Origin of the sequence: Streptomyces sp. Edi4, assembly GCF_040253615.1 — a bacterium.
GTDB lineage: Bacteria > Actinomycetota > Actinomycetes > Streptomycetales > Streptomycetaceae > Streptomyces.
The window spans coordinates 2,037,559-2,058,401 of sequence record NZ_JBEJGY010000004.1 but is presented as its reverse complement, the minus strand read 5'-3'; the positions used below and the strand labels follow the sequence as shown (position 1 = coordinate 2,058,401).

21 protein-coding genes and 1 riboswitch are annotated in these 20,843 nt (G+C 72.7%); of the genes, 10 read left to right on the top strand and 11 right to left on the bottom strand.

The window, feature by feature from the left end:
- Positions 1-154 precede the first annotated feature (154 nt).
- Positions 155-412: a (2Fe-2S)-binding protein gene (locus ABR738_RS11355; RefSeq protein WP_350229847.1), complete on the top strand. Its 258-nt coding sequence runs from the start codon at positions 155-157 to the stop codon at positions 410-412.
- Positions 413-437: 25 nt separating this feature from the next.
- Here ABR738_RS11355 and bfr read toward each other — a convergent pair whose 3' ends face one another.
- Complete coding sequence (gene bfr, locus ABR738_RS11350; protein WP_350229846.1) at positions 438-917, bottom strand: bacterioferritin; 480 nt, start codon at positions 915-917, stop codon at positions 438-440.
- A gap of 153 nt (positions 918-1,070) precedes the next feature.
- Between bfr and ABR738_RS11345 the strand changes: the two genes are divergently transcribed.
- Positions 1,071-1,703, top strand: a complete 633-nt coding sequence (locus ABR738_RS11345; RefSeq protein WP_350229844.1) for a sulfite oxidase-like oxidoreductase — start codon at positions 1,071-1,073, stop codon at positions 1,701-1,703.
- A gap of 67 nt (positions 1,704-1,770) precedes the next feature.
- Here ABR738_RS11345 and ABR738_RS11340 read toward each other — a convergent pair whose 3' ends face one another.
- The 5 genes from ABR738_RS11340 to thiO form a co-directional block, all read right to left on the bottom strand.
- Entirely contained in the window at positions 1,771-2,622 is an 852-nt protein-coding gene (locus ABR738_RS11340) for a deoxyribonuclease IV (RefSeq protein WP_350229843.1), read from the bottom strand.
- A gap of 7 nt (positions 2,623-2,629) precedes the next feature.
- The gene (gene pknB, locus ABR738_RS11335; RefSeq protein ID WP_350229842.1) at positions 2,630-4,612 is read right to left on the bottom strand and encodes a Stk1 family PASTA domain-containing Ser/Thr kinase; all 1,983 of its coding nucleotides are present in this window, start codon (positions 4,610-4,612) and stop codon (positions 2,630-2,632) included.
- Between the two features lie 155 nt (positions 4,613-4,767).
- Positions 4,768-5,562, bottom strand: coding sequence for a thiazole synthase (locus ABR738_RS11330; RefSeq protein WP_350229841.1), 795 nt, complete (start codon positions 5,560-5,562; stop codon positions 4,768-4,770).
- Positions 5,563-5,565: 3 nt separating this feature from the next.
- Positions 5,566-5,766, bottom strand: a complete 201-nt coding sequence (gene thiS, locus ABR738_RS11325; protein WP_350229840.1) for a sulfur carrier protein ThiS — start codon at positions 5,764-5,766, stop codon at positions 5,566-5,568.
- A complete protein-coding gene (thiO, locus tag ABR738_RS11320; protein ID WP_350229839.1) occupies positions 5,763-6,956 on the bottom strand; it encodes a glycine oxidase ThiO in 1,194 nt (397 codons plus the stop codon). The genes thiS and thiO overlap by 4 nt, the downstream gene beginning before the upstream one ends.
- Positions 6,954-7,066: riboswitch (TPP riboswitch) on the bottom strand. Its footprint overlaps the gene before it by 3 nt.
- A gap of 140 nt (positions 7,067-7,206) precedes the next feature.
- Between thiO and ABR738_RS11315 the strand changes: the two genes are divergently transcribed.
- The 5 genes from ABR738_RS11315 (at position 7,207) to ABR738_RS11295 (ending at position 12,071) form a co-directional block, all read left to right on the top strand.
- The gene (locus ABR738_RS11315; RefSeq protein WP_350229838.1) at positions 7,207-8,430 is read left to right on the top strand and encodes an NAD(P)/FAD-dependent oxidoreductase; all 1,224 of its coding nucleotides are present in this window, start codon (positions 7,207-7,209) and stop codon (positions 8,428-8,430) included.
- A gap of 428 nt (positions 8,431-8,858) precedes the next feature.
- The gene (locus tag ABR738_RS11310; protein WP_350229837.1) at positions 8,859-9,224 is read left to right on the top strand and encodes an Rv2175c family DNA-binding protein; all 366 of its coding nucleotides are present in this window, start codon (positions 8,859-8,861) and stop codon (positions 9,222-9,224) included.
- 110 nt (positions 9,225-9,334) lie between these two features.
- Positions 9,335-9,985 (top strand): thiamine phosphate synthase, encoded by a 651-nt coding sequence (thiE, locus tag ABR738_RS11305; protein WP_350229836.1) that lies wholly within the window; start codon positions 9,335-9,337, stop codon positions 9,983-9,985.
- A gap of 162 nt (positions 9,986-10,147) precedes the next feature.
- The gene (gene metF, locus ABR738_RS11300) at positions 10,148-11,065 is read left to right on the top strand and encodes a methylenetetrahydrofolate reductase [NAD(P)H] (protein ID WP_350229835.1); all 918 of its coding nucleotides are present in this window, start codon (positions 10,148-10,150) and stop codon (positions 11,063-11,065) included.
- Between the two features lie 61 nt (positions 11,066-11,126).
- Positions 11,127-12,071: a hypothetical protein gene (locus ABR738_RS11295; protein ID WP_350229834.1), complete on the top strand. Its 945-nt coding sequence runs from the start codon at positions 11,127-11,129 to the stop codon at positions 12,069-12,071.
- A 36-nt stretch (positions 12,072-12,107) separates the two neighbouring features.
- Here ABR738_RS11295 and ABR738_RS11290 read toward each other — a convergent pair whose 3' ends face one another.
- The 5 genes from ABR738_RS11290 to ABR738_RS11270 form a co-directional block, all read right to left on the bottom strand.
- Complete coding sequence (locus ABR738_RS11290) at positions 12,108-13,619, bottom strand: phytoene desaturase family protein (protein WP_350229833.1); 1,512 nt, start codon at positions 13,617-13,619, stop codon at positions 12,108-12,110.
- A gap of 31 nt (positions 13,620-13,650) precedes the next feature.
- Complete coding sequence (locus tag ABR738_RS11285; protein ID WP_350229832.1) at positions 13,651-14,268, bottom strand: DUF4126 domain-containing protein; 618 nt, start codon at positions 14,266-14,268, stop codon at positions 13,651-13,653.
- Positions 14,269-14,573: 305 nt separating this feature from the next.
- Complete coding sequence (locus ABR738_RS11280) at positions 14,574-15,182, bottom strand: TetR/AcrR family transcriptional regulator (protein ID WP_350229831.1); 609 nt, start codon at positions 15,180-15,182, stop codon at positions 14,574-14,576.
- A gap of 11 nt (positions 15,183-15,193) precedes the next feature.
- Positions 15,194-17,278, bottom strand: a complete 2,085-nt coding sequence (locus ABR738_RS11275) for a YhgE/Pip family protein (protein WP_350229830.1) — start codon at positions 17,276-17,278, stop codon at positions 15,194-15,196.
- Entirely contained in the window at positions 17,250-18,029 is a 780-nt protein-coding gene (locus ABR738_RS11270) for an ATP-binding cassette domain-containing protein (RefSeq protein ID WP_350229829.1), read from the bottom strand. Before ABR738_RS11270 ends, ABR738_RS11275 begins: the two co-directional genes overlap by 29 nt.
- Positions 18,030-18,236: 207 nt before the next feature.
- Between ABR738_RS11270 and ABR738_RS11265 the strand changes: the two genes are divergently transcribed.
- From ABR738_RS11265 to ABR738_RS11255, 3 genes are all read left to right on the top strand, one after another.
- Complete coding sequence (locus ABR738_RS11265) at positions 18,237-18,791, top strand: SAV_6107 family HEPN domain-containing protein (RefSeq protein ID WP_350229828.1); 555 nt, start codon at positions 18,237-18,239, stop codon at positions 18,789-18,791.
- Positions 18,792-18,935: 144 nt separating this feature from the next.
- The gene (locus tag ABR738_RS11260; protein WP_350229827.1) at positions 18,936-19,694 is read left to right on the top strand and encodes a methyltransferase; all 759 of its coding nucleotides are present in this window, start codon (positions 18,936-18,938) and stop codon (positions 19,692-19,694) included.
- Positions 19,695-19,970: 276 nt separating this feature from the next.
- On the top strand, positions 19,971-20,354 hold the full coding sequence (locus ABR738_RS11255; RefSeq protein ID WP_350229826.1) for an SCO2097 family morphological protein: 384 nt from the start codon (positions 19,971-19,973) through the stop codon (positions 20,352-20,354).
- The last annotated feature ends 489 nt before the right edge of the window (positions 20,355-20,843 follow it).

The window sequence follows — 20,843 nt, the reverse complement described above, 5'->3', positions numbered from 1 at the left end:
CGTTCACGGCAGTGGGGCGCGGATCCATGTGATCCGCGCCCCACTGGTGTACCGGGGCTGTCGCGCCCCCGGAGCGCCGGGTAAGGTTAGGTTAGCCTCACCGATCAATCGGGACGGGCTTTCGGATGGATCCCGCGCCCAGCGCCCCCGGGAGGTGAACCGCGTGTACGTATGCAACTGCTTCGGTGTCACCGAGGAGCAGGTCAAGAAGCACGTGGACGGCGGTGCCTGCACACCCCGCCAGATAGCTTCCGCCTGCAAGGCCGGCACCGACTGCGGTTCGTGCGTGCGCCGTATCCAGGCGCTGCTCGGACGCGGCGCCTGCCCCCGCAGGGAGCTGGTCGAGCAGGGCCGCCCCGCGCTCACGTTCGCCGCGCCGGAATCGGCCGCCGTCCTCGACGACGCCGCCTGACGCCCGGCTCCCGCTGCCTGCCGCGCTAGCTCTCGGGCTGCTCGATGAGCTGCGCGATGTACAGCGCCTCGCCCAGCTTCTCCACGAGCTCCAGCTGGGTGTCGAGATAGTCGATGTGGTGCTCCTCGTCGGCCAGGATCGACTCGAAGATGTTCGCGGACGTGATGTCGCCCTTGGCCCGCATCACCTCGACGCCGCGCTTGAGCCGGTCGATCGCCTCGACCTCGATCTGCCGGTCCGCCTGGAACATCTCGGTGACCGTCTGCCCGATGCGCACATGGAAGAGCCGCTGGAAGTTGGGCAGACCGTCCAGGAAGAGGATCCGGTCGGTCAGCACCTCCGCGTGCTTCATCTCGTCGATCGACTCGTGACGCGTGTACTTGGCCAGCTTCGTCCAGCCGAAGTTGGCCTGCATCGCACTGTGCAGCCAGTACTGGTTGATCGCCGTCAGCTCGGCACTCAGCTGCTCATTCAGGAATTCGATGACCTCGGGGTCGCCCTGCATCGGGGAGGCTCCTTCCAAGCGGTAACTGGGCAGGTTCCGCGCATCCTCGCACCGTGATCCAGGACCGTCCAGTAAGTACATGCTTAGTAGGAGTTGCCCGAATCGAGTCGTCCCTGGTCATCACCACCCCTCGGGGTCTGTCACCATGGAGTCATGGGTCAGCCGGAGAGCCGGGAGCGGCAGGGAGCAGCGCAGTCGGAGCTTCCGCCGGGCCAGCGCCTCCAGCGCGGCTGGCCGGTCACGCACTACGGCCCGGTGCCCAAGTTCAAGCCCGAGCGCTGGGAGTTCCGCGTCTTCGGGGCCACCGCCGACGGTGACAAGCACTGCTGGAACCACGAGGAGTTCTCGGCGCTGCCGTTCGAGAGCGTGGTCGCCGATCTGCACTGCGTCACCAAGTTCTCGATGCTGGGCGCGGAGTGGGGCGGGGTCATGGCCCGCACGATCGCCGAACTCGCCCCGCCCGCACCCGAGGTCACCCACGTCATGGTCTGGGCCGAGTACGGCTTCAGCTCCAACCTGCGCCTGGCGGACTTCCTCTCCGACCGCACCGTCTTCGCCACCCACAACGGCGGCGACCTGCTCACCGCCGAACACGGCTTCCCGCTGCGCCTGGTCGTGCCGCACCTGTACGCCTGGAAGGGCCCCAAGTGGGTCCGGGGTGTGGAGTACATGACGGCCGACCGCCGGGGATTCTGGGAGGAGCGGGGCTACCACAACGTCGGCGACCCCTGGCGCGAGCAGCGCTACTCCTACCAGGAGGAGCCGGGGGACGGCCCCGAGCTCTAGGACGGCCCGCAGCTCCAGGGCGCCGAGCTTCAGGCGACGTTCGGCGGGACGTACGCCGCCCGCGCGTTCACGCCCGCAACGACTTGAGCCGGGCCACGTCCGCCGCGTGCCCCTCCTTGCCGCCCGGCGTCTCGATGACCAGCGGTACGCCGGCGGTCGAGGGATGCGCGAGCAGTTCACGGAACGGCTCCGCGCCGATGTGCCCGGTGCCGATGTTCTCGTGGCGGTCCTTGTGGGCGCCCACCACGTCCTTGGAGTCATTGGCGTGGATCAGCTTCAGGCGGCCCTCGCCCACGGTGTCCACCAGGAGGTCGAGGGTCTGCTTCATCCCGCCGGGCCCGGCCAGGTCGTGCCCGGCCGCGTAGATGTGGCAGGTGTCCAGGCAGACGCCCAGCTTGGGGTGGTGGTCAAGGGCCTCGGAATAGGGCCCGAAGTCCCAGGTGCGCGAGCAGAGCGAGAAACCCTGGCCCGCGGTCGACTCCAGGAGCAGGAACGGGTCGTCGTCGTGGGTCAGCTCGTCGAGCAGCGGCAGCAGGTGCGCGCGGACCTGGGCCAGCGCCTCGGAGCGCGGCCGCCCGCCGGTCGCCGAGCCGGTGTGCACGACCACGCCGAGCGCGCCGATCTCGCGGCCCCGGCGCAGCGAATGCCGCAGCGACTCCACGGACCTCTCCACGGTCGCCCCGGTGCCGGAGCCGAAGTTGATCAGGTACGGGGCGTGCACGTACGCGGGGAGCGACGCCTCGGCGCACTCGGCCCTGAACCGCTCGTCCTGGGCCGGGTTGCCTGCGGGGGTGGCCCAGCCGCGCGGATTGGCCACGAAGACCTGCACGGTCTCCGCGCCGATCTCGCGCGCGTAGCCGAGCCCGTTCGTCGCGAGGCCGCCGGCCACCGGAACGTGGCCGCCGATGGGGTTGCGCATGAGGTGACTACAGTCCCTTGGTGGTGATGGTGACGGTGGAGCCCTCGGGGGCCTGGGCGCCGGCGGCGACGGACTGACTGGCGACCTCGTCGCTCAGGAACGGGAACCCCCGGTCGACCTTCACCTTGAACCCGGCCGCCTCCAGGGCCTTCTGGGCATCTCCCGCGCTCTGGCCGGTCACCTTGGGCACGGTGACCATCCGGGGCCCCTTGGACACGGTCAGGGTGACGGTGTCGCCCTGGGTGAGGCGGGCGTGCTCGGGCGCCGACTGCGCGGCCACCTTGCCCGCCGCCTGCTCCGAATTGACCTGGTCGGGGGCGACGGTGACCTTGAGCCCGGCGCTCTGGAGCGCGGCGGTGGCGTCGGCCACCGTGTCACCGACGACGCCCGGCATGTCCACGGGCGCGCCCTTGCTGACGACGAGCGCGACGGCGGTGTCCGTGTGGCGCTTGACGCCGGCGGCCGGGTCGGTACGGATCACCGCGCCCCGCGCCACGCTGTCGCTGTACTCGCTCGTGGTGTCGCCGGGCGCGAACCCGGCCTTGCCCAGCTCGTCCTTGGCCCGGTCGAGCGGCATCCCGTCGAGCTTGGGCACCTGCGCCGTCTCGGGGCCGCGCGAGACGATCAGCGTCACCGCGCCGTTGCCCCGGATGCGGGCGCCCGTGGCGGGGTCGGTCGAGATGACCTGGCCCCGCTCGACGGTGTCGCTGAACTGCCGGTCGACCTTCTTCAGGTCGAGCCCGGCGCCCGACAGCTTCTGCTTCGCCGCGTCCTCGCTCTGCCCGATGAGGGCCGGGACCCGGGTGAACTGGCCGGAGTTGATGTACCAGACGCCCGCGCCGACGCCGAGAACCACCAGGAGCGCGGTCACCAGGGCGATCAGGCCGCGCCTGCCGTCGAAGCGGCCGCGGGAGGTGCGGCGCACCGGCGGCGGCTCCTCCTCGGCGACGCCGCGCGGCATGATCAGACGGCTGGTGCGGTGGACGGAATCGGGGCCGGCCGCGTCGGCGGGCAACGGCACGCGCACCGGGGTCGCCAGCGGCTCCTCGTCGGCGATGGCGCGCGGGATCACGCTCGTACGGTCCTCGGGTCCGGCGCCGCCCGGCGTGCTCCGGGAGCCCGGCGGCACCGCGTCAAGCTGCTCGTCGTCGAGGGCTTCGCGGGCCACGCGGGTCTGCGCCAGCAGGGCCACGGCGTCGTGCGGGCGGGCGTCGGGGTCGCGGGCCGTCGCCGATGCGACCAGCGCGTCCAGTTCGACGGCGAGACCGGGCACGGCGGCGGAGGGGGCAGGCATCCCCTCGTGGAGATGGGCGTAGAGGATCTGGGCGGGAGTGTCCCCGCCGTGCGGCTTGGCGCCGGTGAGCATTTCGTACAGCACGACACCGCAGGCGTACACGTCGGCGCGGGTGTCCGCGGTGCCGTGCTCTATCTGCTCGGGGGCGAGATAGGAGACGGTGCCGAGGACCGAGCCCGTGGTGCTGGTCACCGAGTCCACCGCCCGCACCAGACCGAAGTCGGCGACCTTGACCCGGCCGTCGTCGCCGATCAGCACGTTCTCCGGCTTCATGTCCCGGTGCACGAAACCGGCCCGGTGGGCGGCGCCCAGCGCGGCGAGCACCGGCTCCAGGATGTCCAGGGCCGCGCGCGGCTGGAGAGCGCCGCGCTCGCGCAGCACGTCACGCAGGGTGCAGCCGGCGATGTACTCCATGGCGAGATACACGTACTGGCCCTGCGCGCCCTGGTCGAAGACGCCGACCACGTTGGGGTGCGCGAGCCGCGCCACCGACTTGGCCTCGCGGATGAAGCGCTCCACGAAGGTGGCGTCGGCGGCGAGGCCCGGATGCATCACCTTGAGGGCGAGCACACGGTCGAGGCGGGTGTCGACGGCCCGGTAGACCGTGGCCATACCGCCGACGGCGATACGCGCGTCGACGCGGTAGCGGCCGTCGAGCACCTGCCCGACGAGGGGGTCATGAAGGGTCGTGTCCACGGGGAGAGTTTACGAGCGCCCCAGGACACCCTGACGCCGCGGGCGGCCCGGGGCCCTTACTGAAGCCGACCTGTGACGCGGACCGGGCCGCGCGCGGCGGTTTCGGCGTGCCGCGCGCGGATCCGGCGTGCTCACAGCCGTGCTCACAGCCGTGCTCAGAACGCCGGCCGTTCCGGGTCGAGCGCGGCCCGGCCCGCCATCGGCGAGGACGCCTGGGCGAAGTGGCGGCGCGGGATGCGGCCCGCGCGGCGGGCGAGCCGGCCCGCCTCCACCGCGTGCCGCATCGCCTCCGCCATCAAGACCGGCTCCTGGGCCCGGGTGACCGCGGAGGCGAGCATCACCGCCGCGCAGCCGAGCTCCATCGCGAGCGCCGCGTCGGAGGCGGTGCCCGCGCCCGCGTCGAGGATCACCGGCACGTTCGCCCGGTCCACGATCAGCTCGAAGTTGTGCGGATTGCGGATGCCGAGGCCTGAGCCGATGGGCGAGCCGAGCGGCATGATCGCCGCGCACCCCACGTCCTCCAGCTTGCGGGCGAGGACCGGATCGTCGTTGGTGTACGGCAGCACCGTGAACCCGTCGTCGACCAACACCTCGGCGGCGTCGAGCAGTTCGACCGGGTCGGGCAGCAGGGTGCGCTCGTCGGCGACGACCTCCAGCTTGACCCAGTGGGTGCCGAGCGCTTCGCGGGCCAGGCGCGCGGTGAGCACGGCCTCGCCCGCCGTGAAGCAGCCCGCCGTGTTGGGCAGGACCCGGATACCGCGCCGCTCCAGGACGGACAGGACCGAGCCCCGTACGGTCGGATCGAGGCGGCGCATGGCGACCGTGGTGAGTTCGGTGCCCGACACCGCGAGCGCGCGCTCCAGGACGTCCAGGCTCGGCGCGCCGCCGGTGCCCATGATCAGGCGGGAGCCGAAGGTGGTGTCGGCGATGGTCAGGTCGTCGTCGGCCATGGCTCAGCCTCCCTGCACGGCGGTCAGGACCTCGACGCGGTCGCCGTCGCCGAGGGTGGTGGCGGACCAGGCGCCGCGCGGCACGACCGTCTCGTTGACGGCGGCGGCGACGCCCGAGCGGGCCGGGGTGAGGGTGGCCACGAGGACGTCGAGGGTGGTCCCGGGGGCGAGCGGGCGGGGCTCGCCGTTGACGGAGATGGTCATGCGGTCGTCAGCTCCCGAGGTGCGCCGGTGAAACGGCGCGGGGTGAAGGGGCGTGCCTCGTCGGGCAGTTCACCGGTGGTCAGGACGTGCGCCATGACGTCGCCGGTGACGGCGGTGAGCAGGACGCCGTTGCGGTAGTGGCCGGTGGCCAGCACGAGGCCGGGCAGCGCGGTCGGTCCGAGCAGGGGCGCGTTGTCGGGGGAGGCGGGGCGAAGGCCCGCCCGGGTCTCGGTCAGGGGCAGCTCGGTGATGCCGGGCACCAACTCGTGGGCGTCGCGCAGGAGTTGGTAGACGCCGCCGGCGGTGACGGTGGTGTCCCAGCCCAGCTCCTCGCTGGTGGCGCCGACGACCAGCTCGCCGTTCTCGCGCGGCACGAGGTAGACGTCGCTGCCGCGCACCACCGCCCGTACGGTCCTGGACAGGAAGGGCGCGTACGCGGGCGGCACGGTCAGGCGCAGGACCTGGCCCTTCACGGGGCGTACCGGCGGAAGCAGTTCTTCCGGTACGCCGTCGAGGGTGCCGCTCAGGCTGCCCGCGGCGAGCACGACCTGGTCGGCGTGGAGTTCGGCGCCGTCGGCGAGGGTCACCCCGGCCGCCCGTCCCCGCAGGACCGTGAGCCGCCGGGCCCAGGCGCGCTCGAACCGTACGCCGGCCTTCTCGCAGGCCACGACCAGCGCCCGGGCCAGGCGGCGCGGGTCGATCTGGTGGTCGCCGTCCACCCGCAGGCCGCCGCGCACGCCCGGCGCGAGCAGGGGTTCGAGGCGGCGGCACTCGCGCCCCGACAGCCACTGCGACTCCAGGCCGCAGCGGCTCTGGAGCGCGTGCAGGTCCCGCAGATGGGCGCGGTCGTCGAGGTCGAGCGCCACGGCCAGGGTGCCGCAGGCCCGGTAGCCGGTGTCCAGGCCTGTGACCTCGCCGAGCTCGGCCACGAAGGCCGGATAGCGCCGGGCGGATTCGACGTTGAGGGCGAGCAGGGTCTGCTCGCCGTAGTGCAGCTCGGTGACGGCGGCGAGCATCCCGGCCGCGACCTGGGCCGCGCCGCCGCCCGGCTCGGGGTCCACGAGCACGACACCGAGGCCGAGCCGCGCGGCCCGCCAGGCGGTGACGAGGCCGATGATGCCGCCCCCGATCACGAGGACGTCGGACCCGTGCCCCGGTCCGTCGGTGGACCTGCTGTGTGCAGAACGCATGGGCGTCCAGCCCCTCCCTTCGCCGGCATGACCCGGATCAGGTTCGTACGGTCGGAGGCCGCCCAGCCTCCCTCTCAGCCCGGTCCGTCCGGGCTCCCGCGAGTGCTTTACGCCAGCCACCATAGCCCGAGCCGCCGACGCGCAGTAAGGGAGCGTCCGGGGGCCGGGGGGGGCCCGGGGGGCGGCTCGGGGGTGTGCGCCGGGGGCCCGCCCCCTACCTGACGTTTAGTCAGCTGCTTATGGTGATCAGGTGAGCGAACAGCAGACGCAATCCCAGACGCGGCACGTGGTCGTCGTCGGCGCGGGCATGGCCGGCGTGCAGACCGCGGTGGCCCTGCGCGAACAGGGCTTCACCGGAGCCGTCACCCTCATCGGCGCCGAACCCCATCAGCCCTACGACCGGCCGCCGTTGTCCAAGGCGATCCTGCTCGGCAAGTCCGAGGGCTCGGCCTTCGAGGTCGACTTCGACGCGCTCGGCGTGGACCTGCGCCTGGGCCTCGAGGTGACCGGCGTGCGGCCGGCCGAGCGGCGCGTGGTGACCGAGGCGGGCGAGGTCGGCTACGACACGCTGGTCATCGCCACCGGCGCCGAACCCCTCACGCTGCCCGGCACCAAGGGAGTGCCCGGCGTGCATCTGCTGCGCACCCTGGACGACGCGCGGCGGCTTCGCCCGGTCCTGGACCAGCGGCACCGGATCGTGGTCGTGGGCGCGGGCTGGATCGGCGCGGAGTTCGCGACCGCAGCGCGTGAGGCGGGGTGCGAGGTCACCGTCGTGGAGGCCGCCGACCGCCCCCTGGCCGGGGCGCTGCCCGCCGAGGTCGCCGCCCCCATGGCCGACTGGTACGCCGAGGCGGGCGCCGATCTGCTCACCGGGGCCAGGGTCGCGTCCATCGGGCCGGGCGAGGTGCGGCTGGCCGACGGGCGGGTGCTGGCGGCCGACGCGGTGATCGTCGGCATCGGCGCGCGGCCCGCGACGGGCTGGCTGGCCGGCTCGGGCATCGAGGTCGGCCCCGAGGGGGCGATCACCGCGGACGCCCGGCTGCGCACCTCGCTGCCGGACGTCTACGCGGTCGGCGACTGCGTGTCGTTCCCCTCGGCGCGTTTCGGCGAGCGCCTGCTCGTCCACCACTGGGACAACGCGCTCCAGGGGCCGCGCACGGTCGCCGCCGACATCGTGGGCGAGGCCGCGTCCGACTACGACCCGGTCCCGTACTTCTGGTCCGAGCAGTTCGGGCGCTTCGTCCAGTACGCGGGCCACCATGGGGCCGCCGACGAACTGGTCCGCCGGGGCGACCCCTCGACCACGCCGTGGTCGGTGTGCTGGCTGCGGGAGGGGGCGCTGGTGGCGGTCCTCGCGGTGGGCCGGCCCCGCGATCTGGCCCAGGGCCGCAAGCTGATCGAGTCGGCGGCCCGCCTCGACCCCGCGAAGGTGGCGGACCCGTCCATCCCGTTGAAATCCACGACCCGCACGTAAGGCCGACAAGGGTGGGCCCCGGCTCGTCCTCAAACGCCGGACGGGCTGGGCATGCGGATGCGGGCCGGCATCGTCCCCTTGCCAGGGGCGGACGGGCTGAGGATGCGCATGTGGGCCGGCACCAGCCCCGTCAGGGGCGCGGGGAACTGCGCGAGGAGCGACCACCGTCCGCAGCCAGGGTCCCTGGGGCTCCGCCCCAGACCCCGTTCGCGCCTGAAGGGCGCTCGTCCTCAATCGCCGGACGGGCTGGGTATGCGGATGCGGGCCGGCATCGTCCCCTTGCCAGGGGCGGACGGGCTGACCATGCGCATGTGGGCCGGCACGCGGACCCCGCCAGGGGCGTGGGAAGTGCCCGACAGGGTGGGCGCGGACGCACCCGAGGGGGCACCCCGGTACCGGGTGTCAGTCGGAGGTGGCACGCTTGTCCCGTGACCGAGATTGACGCAAAGATTGATGCTCTCGTCCCCGCCTGGCTGCACCTCCCCGACATCGCGGAGATGCTGGACGTGGAGGTGACGCGCGTACGGCAGCTGGTCAAGGAGGGCCAGCTCATCGCCGTACGCCGAGGTGAGAACAGGACCCTGCAAGTTCCGGCCGCCTTCATCGACAACGACAAGGTGGTCAAGGGCCTGACCGGAACGCTGACGCTCCTGAGGGACGACGGTTTCTCCGACGAGGAGATGCTGGAGTGGCTGTTCACTCCCGACCCGTCCCTGCCCGGCACCCCCGCGCAGGCCCTCAGCGAGAACCGCGGCACGGAGGTGAAGCGCCGCGCCCAGGCGCTCGCTCTCTGAGCCGGGCGAGCCCACCCACGAACGCCGGCGAGCCCGCGGTGTACGGTCCGGTCCAGCCGGCCCGTACACCGCGCGGCCCGGCCGAGGACGAACACAACGGGGGACCTTCCATGCCCACGGCCCGCGAGCAGCTTGCCGACGCCCGGCTCTACCTGTGCACCGACGCGCGCAGGCGCCAGGGCGACCTGCCCGAGTTCCTTGACGCCGTGCTGTCGTCCGGCGTGGACATCGTGCAGCTGCGGGACAAGGGCATGGAGGCCGCCGAGGAGCTGGACCACCTGGCCGTGTTCGCGGACGCGTGCCGCCGGCACGGCAAACTGCTCTCGGTGAACGACCGGGCCGACGTCGCGCACGCCATCGGCGCCGACGTGCTGCACTTGGGCCAGGGCGACCTGCCGGTGCCCGCCGCCCGGGCCATCCTGGGCGACGCGGTGCTGATCGGCCGCTCCACACACGCCGGAGCGGAGGCCGCCGCGGCCGCGTCCCAGCCGGGCGTCGACTACTTCTGCACCGGCCCGTGCTGGCCCACCCCGACCAAGCCGGGCCGCCACGCCCCCGGTCTCGACCTGGTGCGCCACACCGCCTCGCTCCGCACCGCCCGGCCCTGGTTCGCCATCGGCGGCATCGACGCGGGCAACCTGGAGCAGGTCCTTGACGCGGGCGCGGACCGTGTCGTCGTCGTACGGGCGATCACCGAGGCCGACGACCCGGCCGCCGCCGCCGCGGACCTGGCCAAGCGCGTCAGGGAGCGGATCCGATAGCCAAGCGCACCCCCGAAGCGGCGCCCGGAAGCAGTCCGGAAGGGGAGCCCGCGCCGCCGCGCGTGAACGGCTTCTGTCCGAGGAGTGGACAGTAATCCGACAATGTGGACAATTTACCCCTCTTCTCTTGGGGGGCAGTCCACCCCTGGCTAACCTGCCAGTATGGCCCTTGGCACAGCTTCCACCAGGACTGATCGCGCGCGAACCGTGCGCGACATGCTCGCTACCGGCGAGACCACCTACTCCTTCGAGTTCTACGCGCCCAAGACCGAGAAGGGTGAGCGGAACCTCTGGAACGCGCTGCGCCGGGTCGAGGCGGTCGCCCCCGACTTCGTCTCCGTGACGTACGGGGCCGGCGGCACCACCCGTACCGGAACCGTCGAGGCCACCCAGCAGATCACCGAGGACACCACCCTTACGCCGGTCGCCCACCTCACCGCCGTCGGGCACTCGATCGCCGAACTGCGCCACACGGTGGGCCAGTACGCCGACGCGGGGATCCGCAACATCCTCGCGGTGCGCGGCGACCCGAAGGGTGACCCCATGGGCGAGTGGGTCAAACACCCCCAAGGTGTGACGTACGCGGCCGAACTGGTCTCGCTCATCCGGGAGTCGGGCGACTTCTGCGTCGGCGTCGCGGCCTTCCCCGAGATGCACCCCCGCTCCACCGACTGGGACTCCGACATCCGCAACTTCGTGGACAAGTGCCGCGCCGGCGCCGATTACGCCATCACGCAGATGTTCTTCGAGCCGGCGAACTACGCACGGCTGCGCGACCGGGTCGCGGCGGCCGGCTGCGAGACCCCGATCATCCCCGAGGTCATGCCCGTGACCAGTGTGAAGCAGTTGGAGCGTCTGCCCCAACTGAGCACCGCGGTCTTCCCGGACGCCCTTCGGGACCGGATGCTGGCGGCCAAGGACGACCCGGCCGCTGTACGCTCCATGGGCATCGAGTTCGCCACCGAGTTCTGCTCGCGGCTGCTCGCCGATGGCGTACCCGGGTTGCACTTCATTACCCTCAACAACTCCACGGCGACGCTCGAAATCTACGAGAATCTCGGCCTGCACCAGCAGGCGTAGCCGGAAACCGGTACCCGGGTCGGGGGACAGCCGCACCCGGGGCAGGAGAAGAGGGGCGTACATGGGCTGGACGGTCCTCTACATCGCGTTCGCGATCGTCGCGCTGTGGCTGCTGGGGGAGGTGCTGCTCCAGTACAAGGCGCGCCTGCGCTGGCGGCTGCTGGCCTTCACCGGATTCCTCGGCGTGGTCCTCGGCGTCCTGCTGTCGTCGGTCCTCGTGATCGTCCTGGGCGTGCTCACCTTCGCCGTCGGCCAGACGTACGTCACGCTCTCCTTCCGCAAGGGCTTCTCGACGGGCTGGGCGCTGGGCGGCAGGCCGGGCGCGAGCCGCCGTCGCAGGGCCGCCCGCAAGGGCGCGCGCCCGGCGGAGCCGGTCCTGGAGGTCAGCGACCTCCAGTACGAGGGCGCGGGCGAGACGGACGCCGCCGCCCCCCTCGCCCCTGACCACGAGGGCCAGGCGCCCCACGGCGACGCGGTCTACGAGCCGCAGCCCCTGCCCGACGAGACCGGCCAGTACGGCATCTACACCCCCGCCCAGCACCCCGAAGCGCCGGCGCACGCCCCCTACGGCGCGTACGACCCGCAGCAGCCCTACGCCGACCCCTACGCCCCGCAGTACGACGAGAACGGCGCGGACCGGCAGCAGTACGCCGCCTACTCCGACCCGTACATCGGCAGCGGCGGCGGCTCCTACGGCGGCCACGACAACCACGACGCCTACGACAGCTTCGGCGGCCGGCAGCAGCCCTACGCCGACCCGTCGGCCGCGCAGTACGGCACGGACACCCCGCCCGGCGGCGTCTGGGTGCCTCAGCAGCGCGAGGGTGAGCAGGCGTACGCCCCCTACGAGCAGCAGCCCCAGCAGCCGTACGACCCCCACCACCTGAACCAGCCGTACGACCCGAACGCTCCGGTCCACCCGAACGCCCAGGTCCCCCCGGACGCGCCCCCGGTCCACCCGGATGCGTCCTACCGGCTCGAGCAGCAGCAGAACTACCGGTACTAGCCCGGCTCCCCACGGCTCGGGGGCGAAAGCCGGGGCTCACTGGGAGCCCCGGAAGTCCTCCCCCTCGACGATCAGGCCGGCCACCAGCGCGCCCGACATCCCGGCGTGCGCGAGCCCGCCGCCGGGGTGCGCCCAGCCACCGGCCAGGTGCAGGCCCGGCAGGGCCGTGGAGTTGGCGGGGTGCAGCAGCGCGGCGCGGGCGCCGGCCAGCGAGGGCGCGGGCACCGAACCACCCTCCGCGCCGGTCGCCTCCGCCACCCGCACCGGGGTGCGCACCTCCTGCCACAGCAGCCGCTCCCGCAGCCCGGGCACGGCCCGCGCGGCGGCGGTGATCAGCTCGTCCGTGTACCGCGCGATCAGGGCTTTCTCGGTCCAGTCGACCGGGCCGTGCGGGGCGACCGTCGCCGTCAGGGTCACCGCCTCGTGGTCGTCGTCCGGCCGCACCGCCGGGTCGTCGGGGCGCAGCACCGTGACCGTGGGCGCCCCCGCGCCCGGGCCCGTGAAGGCCGCGCGGGCCTCGGCCGCCGCGTCCGGCGAGTGGACCACCGTGCGGTGCGCCGTGCCCTCGGGCCGTGCGCCGCGCAGCGCGAGCAGCACGGTGAACCGGCTCGGCCGGGCCGCCTCGTCGGGGCAGACCCTGCCCGTCTCCCACACCTTGCGCCCCGGCAGCATCCGTCGCAGCCCGCGCGGATCGGCGCCGCACACCACACGGTCCGCCGCCACGACCGTGCCGTCGGCGAGCTCCACGCCCGCCACGTGGCCGTCCTTCTCCCTGATCAGGGTCACCTCGGCGTCGAAGACGAACGTGACCTTCCGGGCCAGACAGCGCTCATACATCGCGCGCGCCAACTCCCGCATGCCGCCGCGCACATACCAGCTGCCGAAGGCGTGCTCCATGTACGGCAGCACGGCCGCGGCGGCCGGGACCGATGCCGGATCCAGGCCGTACTCGAGGGCGTAGCTCTCCAAGAGCGCGCCGAGCCGCCCGCCGCCCAGCTCCTGGACGGCGATCTCGTGCAGGGTGGCGGCCTGGCGGGGCGGCCTGAGCAGGCGGCGCTGCTTGAGCGCGGGGTAGGGCTCGCGGGCCAGCACCTGCCAGTTGGGCCACAGAGGCTCTTCCAGGAGCGGACGGCGCGTGCGGTCCCAGGTCTCCCTCGCGCGCCCGAGAAAGGCGCCCCACCGCTCGCCCGCGCCGGCGCCCAGGGCGTCGTCGAGGGCGGAGATCACGCCCGCGCGCGATGCGTTGGGCAGCGAGACCTCGCTGCCGTCGGCGAAAACATGGCGCGAGGCCGGGTCCACCGGGGCGAGCTCGACGCGGCTCTCCAGCGGCTCCTTGCCGGTCTTCACGAACAGGTCGCGGTAGACGGCGGGCAGCCGCAGCAGAGCGGGGCCGGTGTCGAAGACGAACCCGTCCCGCTCGAAGCGCCCCAGCGCGCCGCCGTACGTCGACGAGCGCTCGTACACCGTCACCCGGTGGCCTGCCACGGCCAGCCGGGCAGCAGCCGCCATGGCGCCCGCACCGGCGCCGATCACCGCAATCCGTGCCATGTCAGCGACTTTATCCGCCGCCACTGACACCTCACTCGGGCGGCCGCGCCACCCCGGCCGAGGCCAGCCGCTTCTCCTCCCGGCGCTGCGCCCTGCGCCGCCGAAAACGGCGGATCTGGCGCCACAGCACGACCAGTATCACGACCCCGAGCACGAGCAGCGTGCCCGCGATCACCGCCGCCGCGAGCGGATGGAAGAGCGCGAAAACGATGAGCCCGGCGACGCCCAGGTCCTCGGCCGTGCTCAGCGCGATGTTGCTGAACGGCTCGGGCGAGGTGTTCACCGCCATCCGCGTCCCGGCCTTGACCAGATGGCTCATCAGCGCCGTCGAACCGCCGACCGCCCCGGCCGCGAGATCCGGCAGCGAACCGTTGTGGCCGGCGAGCAGCGCGCCGACGACCGCGCCCGCGATCGGCCGGATCACCGTGTGCACGGAGTCCCAGACCGAGTCCACGTACGGGATCTTGTCCGCGACCGCCTCACAGAGGAAGAGAACGCCGGCCACGATCAGGACATCGGGCCGCTGGAGCGCCTCGGGCACCTCGTCGGTGAGTCCGGTGGCGCCGAAGATGCCGAGCAGCAGGACCACCGCGTACGCGTTGACCCCGCTCGCCCAGCCGCTGGTGAAGACGAGGGGGAGTACGGACACGTCCCAGATCGTAGCCAGTCGCGGGCCGCGCGGAATGAGGCCGTGCGCCCAGGTCTGAGTATCCGTACCTAGATGGCCAGATGAGTACCCGCACGGATGGGCTTTCACCTGTGGGGACGGGAAAGTGGAGGCCATGGAAGGGGCGCGGCGCCGGTACCGCCGGCACGGGGCGGCGGAACCGGCGCGGCTCCCCGGATGTGACGGGGTCGGGGGAGACCCGGGGGAACACGCGAGAAGAGCGCCGGCCGGCGCGGTCCAGGGGGATTGGACCGCGCCGGCCGGCGTGCTGTCGTGACCGGGCCCGGCTAGCGCCCGCCCACCCGGCCGTGCAGCAGCCGGGAGAGCGCCGCGTGGACGTCGTCCAGGGAGCGCTCGCTCTGGAAGGCCTGCCAGTCGAGCGCGGCCACCAGGACCATCCCCACCAGCGCCGCCGCCGTGAGCGGAATGTCGATCTCCTCGCTCAGCTCGCCCGCCGCCACCGCGTCCCGCAGCACCCGCTCCACCACGGCCACCGCCTCCTGGCGCACCACAAGCAGGGTGGACTGCCAGGCGCGGTTGGTGCGCCACAGCTCGGCGACGTAGAGCTGGGTGAAGGCCGGATAGCGGTGGATGAAGTCAAGACCGGCCCGGATCATCGCGTCCAGGGCCTCGATCCCGGTGCCGCCGCGCTCGGCGGTCTCGTCCGCGGCCGCCTGCAAGGAGGCGGTCAGCAGACCCACGCCATGGCGCAGCAGCTCCTCGAAGAGCTCGGTCTTGCTCTTGAAGTTGTAGTAGACCGTGCCCTTGGCGACGCCGGCCCGCTCCGCGATCTCGTCGACCGTGGTGGCCGAGAAGCCCTGCTCGGCGATGAGCGTCACGGCGGCCTCGTAGAGCTTCTGCCGGGTCGCCTGCCGTCTGGTGCTGCTGCTCTCCATGGCGTCGATTCTCACAGGCTCAGCTCGGGGTGCAGCCGATCCAGCGTCCACACCTGCTTCTGCCGGGCCGACAGCGCGGTCAGCGCGAGGGCGCCGACGGTGAACGCCGCAAGGACCGCGCAGCCCTGCCACACCACTCCCAGGTCGCCGCCCGTGATCAGCCGGCGCAGGCCGTCCACGACGTAACTCATGGGCAGATAGGGGTGGATGGCGTTGAAGAAGGCCGGGCTGGTCTGGACGGGATAGGTGCCGCCCGCCGACGTCAGCTGGAGCATCAGGACGGCGAGCACCAGGATGCGCCCGGCCGCGCCGAACTTGGCGTTCAGCCACTGCACGATCGCCGCGAAGCAGCAGGACGTCAGCGCCAGATAGCCCAGCGTTCCGGCGGTGCGCCGCATCTCGAGCCCCAGCCCGAAGTGCAGCACCGACATCAGCGCCGCGACCTGGAGCAGGCCGATCGCCGCCACCGGCAGCCACGCGGCGAACGCGATCCGCCAGGCCGACGCGCCGGCGGCCAGGGCGCGCCGGTTGAGCGGCTGGATCAGCATGTACGCGACCATCGCGCCCACCCACAGGGAGAGCGGGATGAAGTACGGGGCGAAGCCGGTGCCGTAGTTGGGCGCCTTGTGCATCGCCTGGGAGGCCAGCTTGACCGGGTCGGCCATCACCTCGGTGCGCTGGTCGCGCTGCTGCTTGTCGTAGTCGGGGATCTTGCCGACGCCGTCGTGCAGGCCGTTGGAGAGCTGGACCGAGCCGTCGGAGAGCTTGATGATGCCGCCGTCGAGCGCGCCCGCGCCCTGTTCCAGTTTGCCGATGCCCTTGTCGAGGTCGGTGGAGCCGGTCTTGGCGCGGCTGAGGCCCGTGTGGATGTCGCCCGCACCCTTGGCGACGTCGTGCGCGCCCTTGTTGAGCTTGTTGATGTCGGCGACCTGCTTTTCCAGGTCGCCCGAGAGGTGCGGCGCCTTCGCGGTCAGGTCCCTGGCCTTGGTCTGGAGGTCTTCGAGGTTCTTGTCCAGCTTCTTGAAATCACCCCCCTGGTCCTTGACAAGGTTGGTGACGTCCTCGGTAAGGGTGGCGCCGGTGGCCATCGCCTTCTTGGCGTCCTTCAGCTTCGGGCACACCTGGCCCTCGGTGGAGGTGTCCACACAGAGCTGCTGATAGAGGGCGTCCAGGTCCTGGGAGGCCTTGCGCGTGCCGGCCGCCGCGGCGGGCGCGAGGTCGATGATGTGGGTGAGCTGGTCGCGTACCGGCTGGATCGAGTCCGCGAGGAGCTTCGCCGCGTCGCCGACCGCCTTGCCGTTGTCCTTGAGGTACGGACGTACCTGCCCGGCCACGCCGTTGACCTGGTCGGCGAGTTTCTGGGTGCCGTCGGCGACCTGCTGGGCGCCGCTCGCCAGCTTGCCCGCGCCGGTGTCGAGTTCGGAGACGCCGCCAGCCAGCTTGCCGCTGCCGTCCTTGGCGTCCTTGAGCTTGTCGGCCAGCTGCTTGGAGCCGTCCTTGGCCTTGTCGAGCCCGTCCTTGAGGTCGCCCGCGCCCTCGGCGGCCTTCTCCGTGGAGTCGTGGAGGTCGCCGAACGAGATGAAGATCTTGTCGAGGAAGGACCGCGACGCCTTGGACGAGGCGGCGGCGCGCACCTCGGAGAAGACCGAGCGGGAGATCGAGCCGACGATGTAGTTGTTGGCGTCGTTGGTCCGCACCTGGAGCGCGCCCGTCTCGGGGGAGTCCCCGGAGCTGGACGCGATCCTCTTGCTGAAGTCGGCCGGCATCGTCAGGGACAGGTAGTACGTGCCCTTCTCCAGGCCCTCGCGCGCCTGCGCGTCACTGACCTCGTGCCACTCGAAGGTCTTGCTCTCGCGCAGCTTCGCGCTGAGGTCGTCGCCCGCGTGGAGCTGCTGCCCGGCGGCGTCGGCGCCCCTGTCGTCGTTGACCAGGGCCACCGGGATCTTGTCGAGGCGGCCGTAGGGGTCCCAGAACGAGCACAGGTACAGCGCGCCGTACAGGAGCGGCAGCAGGAGCAGCGCGACCAGGGCGGCACGCGGCAGCTTCCCGCGGCCGAACCGTTTCAGCTCAAGCGCTGCCAGTCGTGGCGCACGCATCGGCCGCCCCCTTTTCGCTCGTGGCCCCGTCCTCGGCGCCGGCTTCTGTCGTCGTCACGGTGGTGTCGGCCCCGGCCGGCGCCTCGGCGCACACCGCGAGAACCGTGGTGCCGGCGTCCGCGAGGGAGCGCAGCAGTGCCCAGGCGGCGGCGCGTTCGCCGTCCGCGAGCTTCATGTCGGTGTCGTCCACCGCGAGCAGGCGGGGCCGCTGGATCAGCGCGAGTGCCACCGTGAGCCGCAGCGCTTCGAGCCGTTCCAGGTCGCGTACGGCGGTGCGCTCGCGCTTGGGCAGGGCGGCGAGGTCGAGCCCCGCGCCGGCGAGCGCCTGGTCGATCAGGGTTTTGGCCTCGGCCCGGCGGCGGGCGGGGGAGCGCAGGAGCGCGCGGACCGAGCCGTCGTAGCGGCGCTTGAGCATCACGCGCTCGCGCAGGTGCTCGGCGACGGTCAGGGCGGGGTCGAGTTCGCTGACCCCGGGTACCTGGGCGAGCGCGCTGATCCGCCGCACGGCGGCCATTGCGCGGGGCAGTTGGTGCTCGTCCACCCGGGCCCAGCCCTCGGCGGGCTTCATCCGGCCGGTGAGGGCGAGCAGCAGGCAGGTGCGGCCGGAGCCGGAGGGGCCGGTGACCGCGACGAGCGAGCCGGGGGCCGCGCCGACGCTCACGCCCCTGAAGACCCAGCCGCGTGGTCCCTTGAGCCCGAAGCCCTCGGCGCGTATCGCCGCGCCGGTCACTTCCGATTGCGGGCTGTCCATGCTCTCCCGATTCCCCCCTGCTCGCGTCCCCCGGACCGGATCCGCCGGTCCACTTTTGAACTGACTGGTCAGTACAAAAGATAGCCGCACCTGCCGAGTGGGGCAAAGCAGCAGGTCAGAGGGGGATTCGGGGGTAATTGTCAGTGGTGCCCCTCACCATGGGCACATACGGCCACAGCGCCGTCACTCGACGACAGGAGGTTCGTCATGGCCAGCTCCCACGCAGCAGCTGTACCCCGGCGCCGCGCAAGCAGCCCTGTCCCCTCACTGAACGGTCCCGCGGGCGGTCCCGCGAGCGATGTCCACCCCGTCCTGCGGCGGGCGGGCGCACCGCCAGCCGCCCTCGATCTGCTCGCCCAGGCACGCGGCGGCCTGGACGAGGCGGCCCGCCTCGACGCCCCCAACGAGCGGTACGCCACGGCCCATCTGGCCGCCCTGCGCACCGCCGCCGCCGTCCTCGCCGCGCGCGGGCGCCCCGAGGCCGGCCCGCGCCAGCGCCGGCGCATCCGCAGCGCCTGGGAAGTGCTGCCGGAGATAGCGCCCGAACTGACGGAGTGGAGCGCGCTGTTCGCCTCCGGGGCCGAGCGGCGGGCCCGCGCCGAGGCCGGCATCCAGGGCGCGGCCACCACCCGGGACGCCGACGATCTGCTGCGTGACGCGGCGATGTTCCTCCGCCTGGTCGAACGCCTGCTGGTCCTTCAGCCCGTACTGCCCCAGCCCAGGGCGCGCGAGCGGGATGCGCGGGGGGAGGCGCGAGGGTAGGGGGAGCGGGGCGAGGTTCCGCCATCCCCGGCGGGGTGGCGGCTGATCAGGGGTGGGCGGGGAAGGCAATAGGGTGGACGGGGCTTCACCCTTCCCGTTCCCACGCCGCGTCCGCGGCGGCACCGCGCCGAGGAGTCAACTGCCGTGTCGGACCCCATGCGCCCCCGCGCCTCCCTTCGTACCGCCGTGGTCTGGGAGGTCTTGAAGGAAGCGCTCGACCGCCAGGTCGAGGCGACCGGACGCGAGGCGCTCGACGTCCTGGACACCGGTGGTGGCTCCGGCAACTTCGCGGTGCCGCTGGCCACGCTCGGCCACCGCGTCACCGTGGTCGACCCCAGCCCCAACGCGCTGTTCGCCCTGGAGCGCAGGGCCGCCGAGGCCGGGGTGGCCGAGCGGGTCCAGGGCGTCCAGGGCGACGTGCTCGGCCTCTTCGACGTGGTCGAGCGCGGCGGCTATGACGCGGTGCTGTGCCACGGCGTCCTGGAGTACGTCGAGGACCCGGCGGAAGGCGTGCGCAACGCGGTGGACGCGCTGCGTCCGCACGGCGCGCTCAGCCTGCTCGCGGCGGGCCTCGGCGGCGCGGTGCTCTCGCGCGCGCTCGCCGGGCACTTCACCGAGGCCCGGCACGCGCTGTCCGACCCGGCGGGGCGCTGGGGCGCGGGCGACCCGGTCCCGCACCGGTTCACGGCCGAGCAGCTGACCGCGCTCGTCGGCGACGCGGGGGCCACGGCGGGGGCGGTGCACGGGGTGCGGGTCTTCGCGGACCTGGTCCCGGGCGTCCTGGTGGACACCGAGCCGGGCGCCCTCGACGCGCTGCTCAAGCTGGAGGCCGCGGCCGCCGAGCTGCCCGCCTTCCACGCCGTCGCCACCCAGCTGCACGTACTGGGCGAGAAGCGCGGCTGAGCCGGGGCGGGCCGCCCCGGGCGGGCTGATCAGGGGCGCTGTCCCGCATGCAGTACGCCACAGGCCCCCCGATCGGCGGCTTTGCCCCGTATGATCGGGGGACACCGTCCGGCATGACGGATCGACTCTTGGGGAATTGAATCTCCACAGCCGAACCGCCGTGGCGGCCCGGGTGGCGAATTGGCGTAGAGGGCGGGTTTCACGGGGGCGATTCCCTGCCTATCCTGAAGGGGCCGCATCCGGTCGCCCCCCGCGACCGACGAGTAGGAGGACTCCGTGCCGCTCTCGGAGCACGAGCAGCGCATGCTCGAGCAGATGGAGCGAGCGCTGTACGCCGAAGATCCCAAGTTCGCGACAGCGCTTGAGGGAAGCGGGCTGCGTACGTACACCCGGCGACGGGTCTACCAGGCGGTCGCCGGCTTCCTGGTGGGTATCGCGCTCCTCATGGCAGGAATGGTCGCGCAGCAGATCTGGATCAGTGTGGTGGGGTTCCTCGTCATGCTCGGATGTGCGGTACTCGCGGTGACCGGCTGGCGCAAGGCGCCGCGGCCCGGTGAACAGGCCCGGGGTTCCGGTGCGGTGCGGCAGGCTCGGCAGCGGAGGTCCATGATGGACCGGATTGAGCAGCGGTGGCAGCGGCGCCGCGACGAGGGGCGCTAGCCCCGCCCCGTCCTGACCTGCACTGAGGGGCGGTCACCTCCGAGGAGGCGGCCGCCCCTCAGCCCTGTACGGGGTCGCCCGGGCCCATGTCCATGCGGGTGGGCACCAGCCCTGCCAGGGGCGCGGGGAACTGCGCGCCCCGCCACGCACGGTCGGCACTCGAGCTCCCTGGGGCTGCGCCCCAGACCCCGTTCGGCCTGAAGGGCCTCGTCCTCAATCGCCGGACGGGCTGGGGATGTCCATGTGGGCCGGCACCGATCCCGCCAGGGGCGCGGGGAACTGCGCGTCCCGCCACGTACGGTCGGCACCCGGGGTCCCTGGGGCTGCGCCCCAGACCCCGTTCGGCCTGAACGGCCTCGTCCTCAAACGCCGGACGGGCTGACTATGCCCATGCGGGCCAGCACGGACCCTGCCCAGGGGCGCGGGGAACTGCGCGCTCAGCCACGTACGGTCGGCACCCGGGGTCCCTGGGGCTGCGCCCCAGACCCC

Coding starts and splice junctions, on each gene's coding strand:
- ABR738_RS11275 (WP_350229830.1), bottom strand. CDS start 17,278: ATGCGTGCGCCACGACTGGCAGCGCTTGAGCTGAAACGGTTCGGCCGC.
- ABR738_RS11330 (WP_350229841.1), bottom strand. CDS start 5,562: ATGGCCGACGACGACCTGACCATCGCCGACACCACCTTCGGCTCCCGC.
- thiE (WP_350229836.1), top strand. CDS start 9,335: ATGCCCACGGCCCGCGAGCAGCTTGCCGACGCCCGGCTCTACCTGTGC.
- ABR738_RS11345 (WP_350229844.1), top strand. CDS start 1,071: ATGGGTCAGCCGGAGAGCCGGGAGCGGCAGGGAGCAGCGCAGTCGGAG.
- ABR738_RS11340 (WP_350229843.1), bottom strand. CDS start 2,622: ATGCGCAACCCCATCGGCGGCCACGTTCCGGTGGCCGGCGGCCTCGCG.
- ABR738_RS11295 (WP_350229834.1), top strand. CDS start 11,127: ATGGGCTGGACGGTCCTCTACATCGCGTTCGCGATCGTCGCGCTGTGG.
- ABR738_RS11270 (WP_350229829.1), bottom strand. CDS start 18,029: ATGGACAGCCCGCAATCGGAAGTGACCGGCGCGGCGATACGCGCCGAG.
- bfr (WP_350229846.1), bottom strand. CDS start 917: ATGCAGGGCGACCCCGAGGTCATCGAATTCCTGAATGAGCAGCTGAGT.
- thiO (WP_350229839.1), bottom strand. CDS start 6,956: ATGCGTTCTGCACACAGCAGGTCCACCGACGGACCGGGGCACGGGTCC.
- ABR738_RS11280 (WP_350229831.1), bottom strand. CDS start 15,182: ATGGAGAGCAGCAGCACCAGACGGCAGGCGACCCGGCAGAAGCTCTAC.
- ABR738_RS11265 (WP_350229828.1), top strand. CDS start 18,237: ATGGCCAGCTCCCACGCAGCAGCTGTACCCCGGCGCCGCGCAAGCAGC.
- thiS (WP_350229840.1), bottom strand. CDS start 5,766: ATGACCATCTCCGTCAACGGCGAGCCCCGCCCGCTCGCCCCCGGGACC.
- ABR738_RS11290 (WP_350229833.1), bottom strand. CDS start 13,619: ATGGCACGGATTGCGGTGATCGGCGCCGGTGCGGGCGCCATGGCGGCT.
- metF (WP_350229835.1), top strand. CDS start 10,148: ATGGCCCTTGGCACAGCTTCCACCAGGACTGATCGCGCGCGAACCGTG.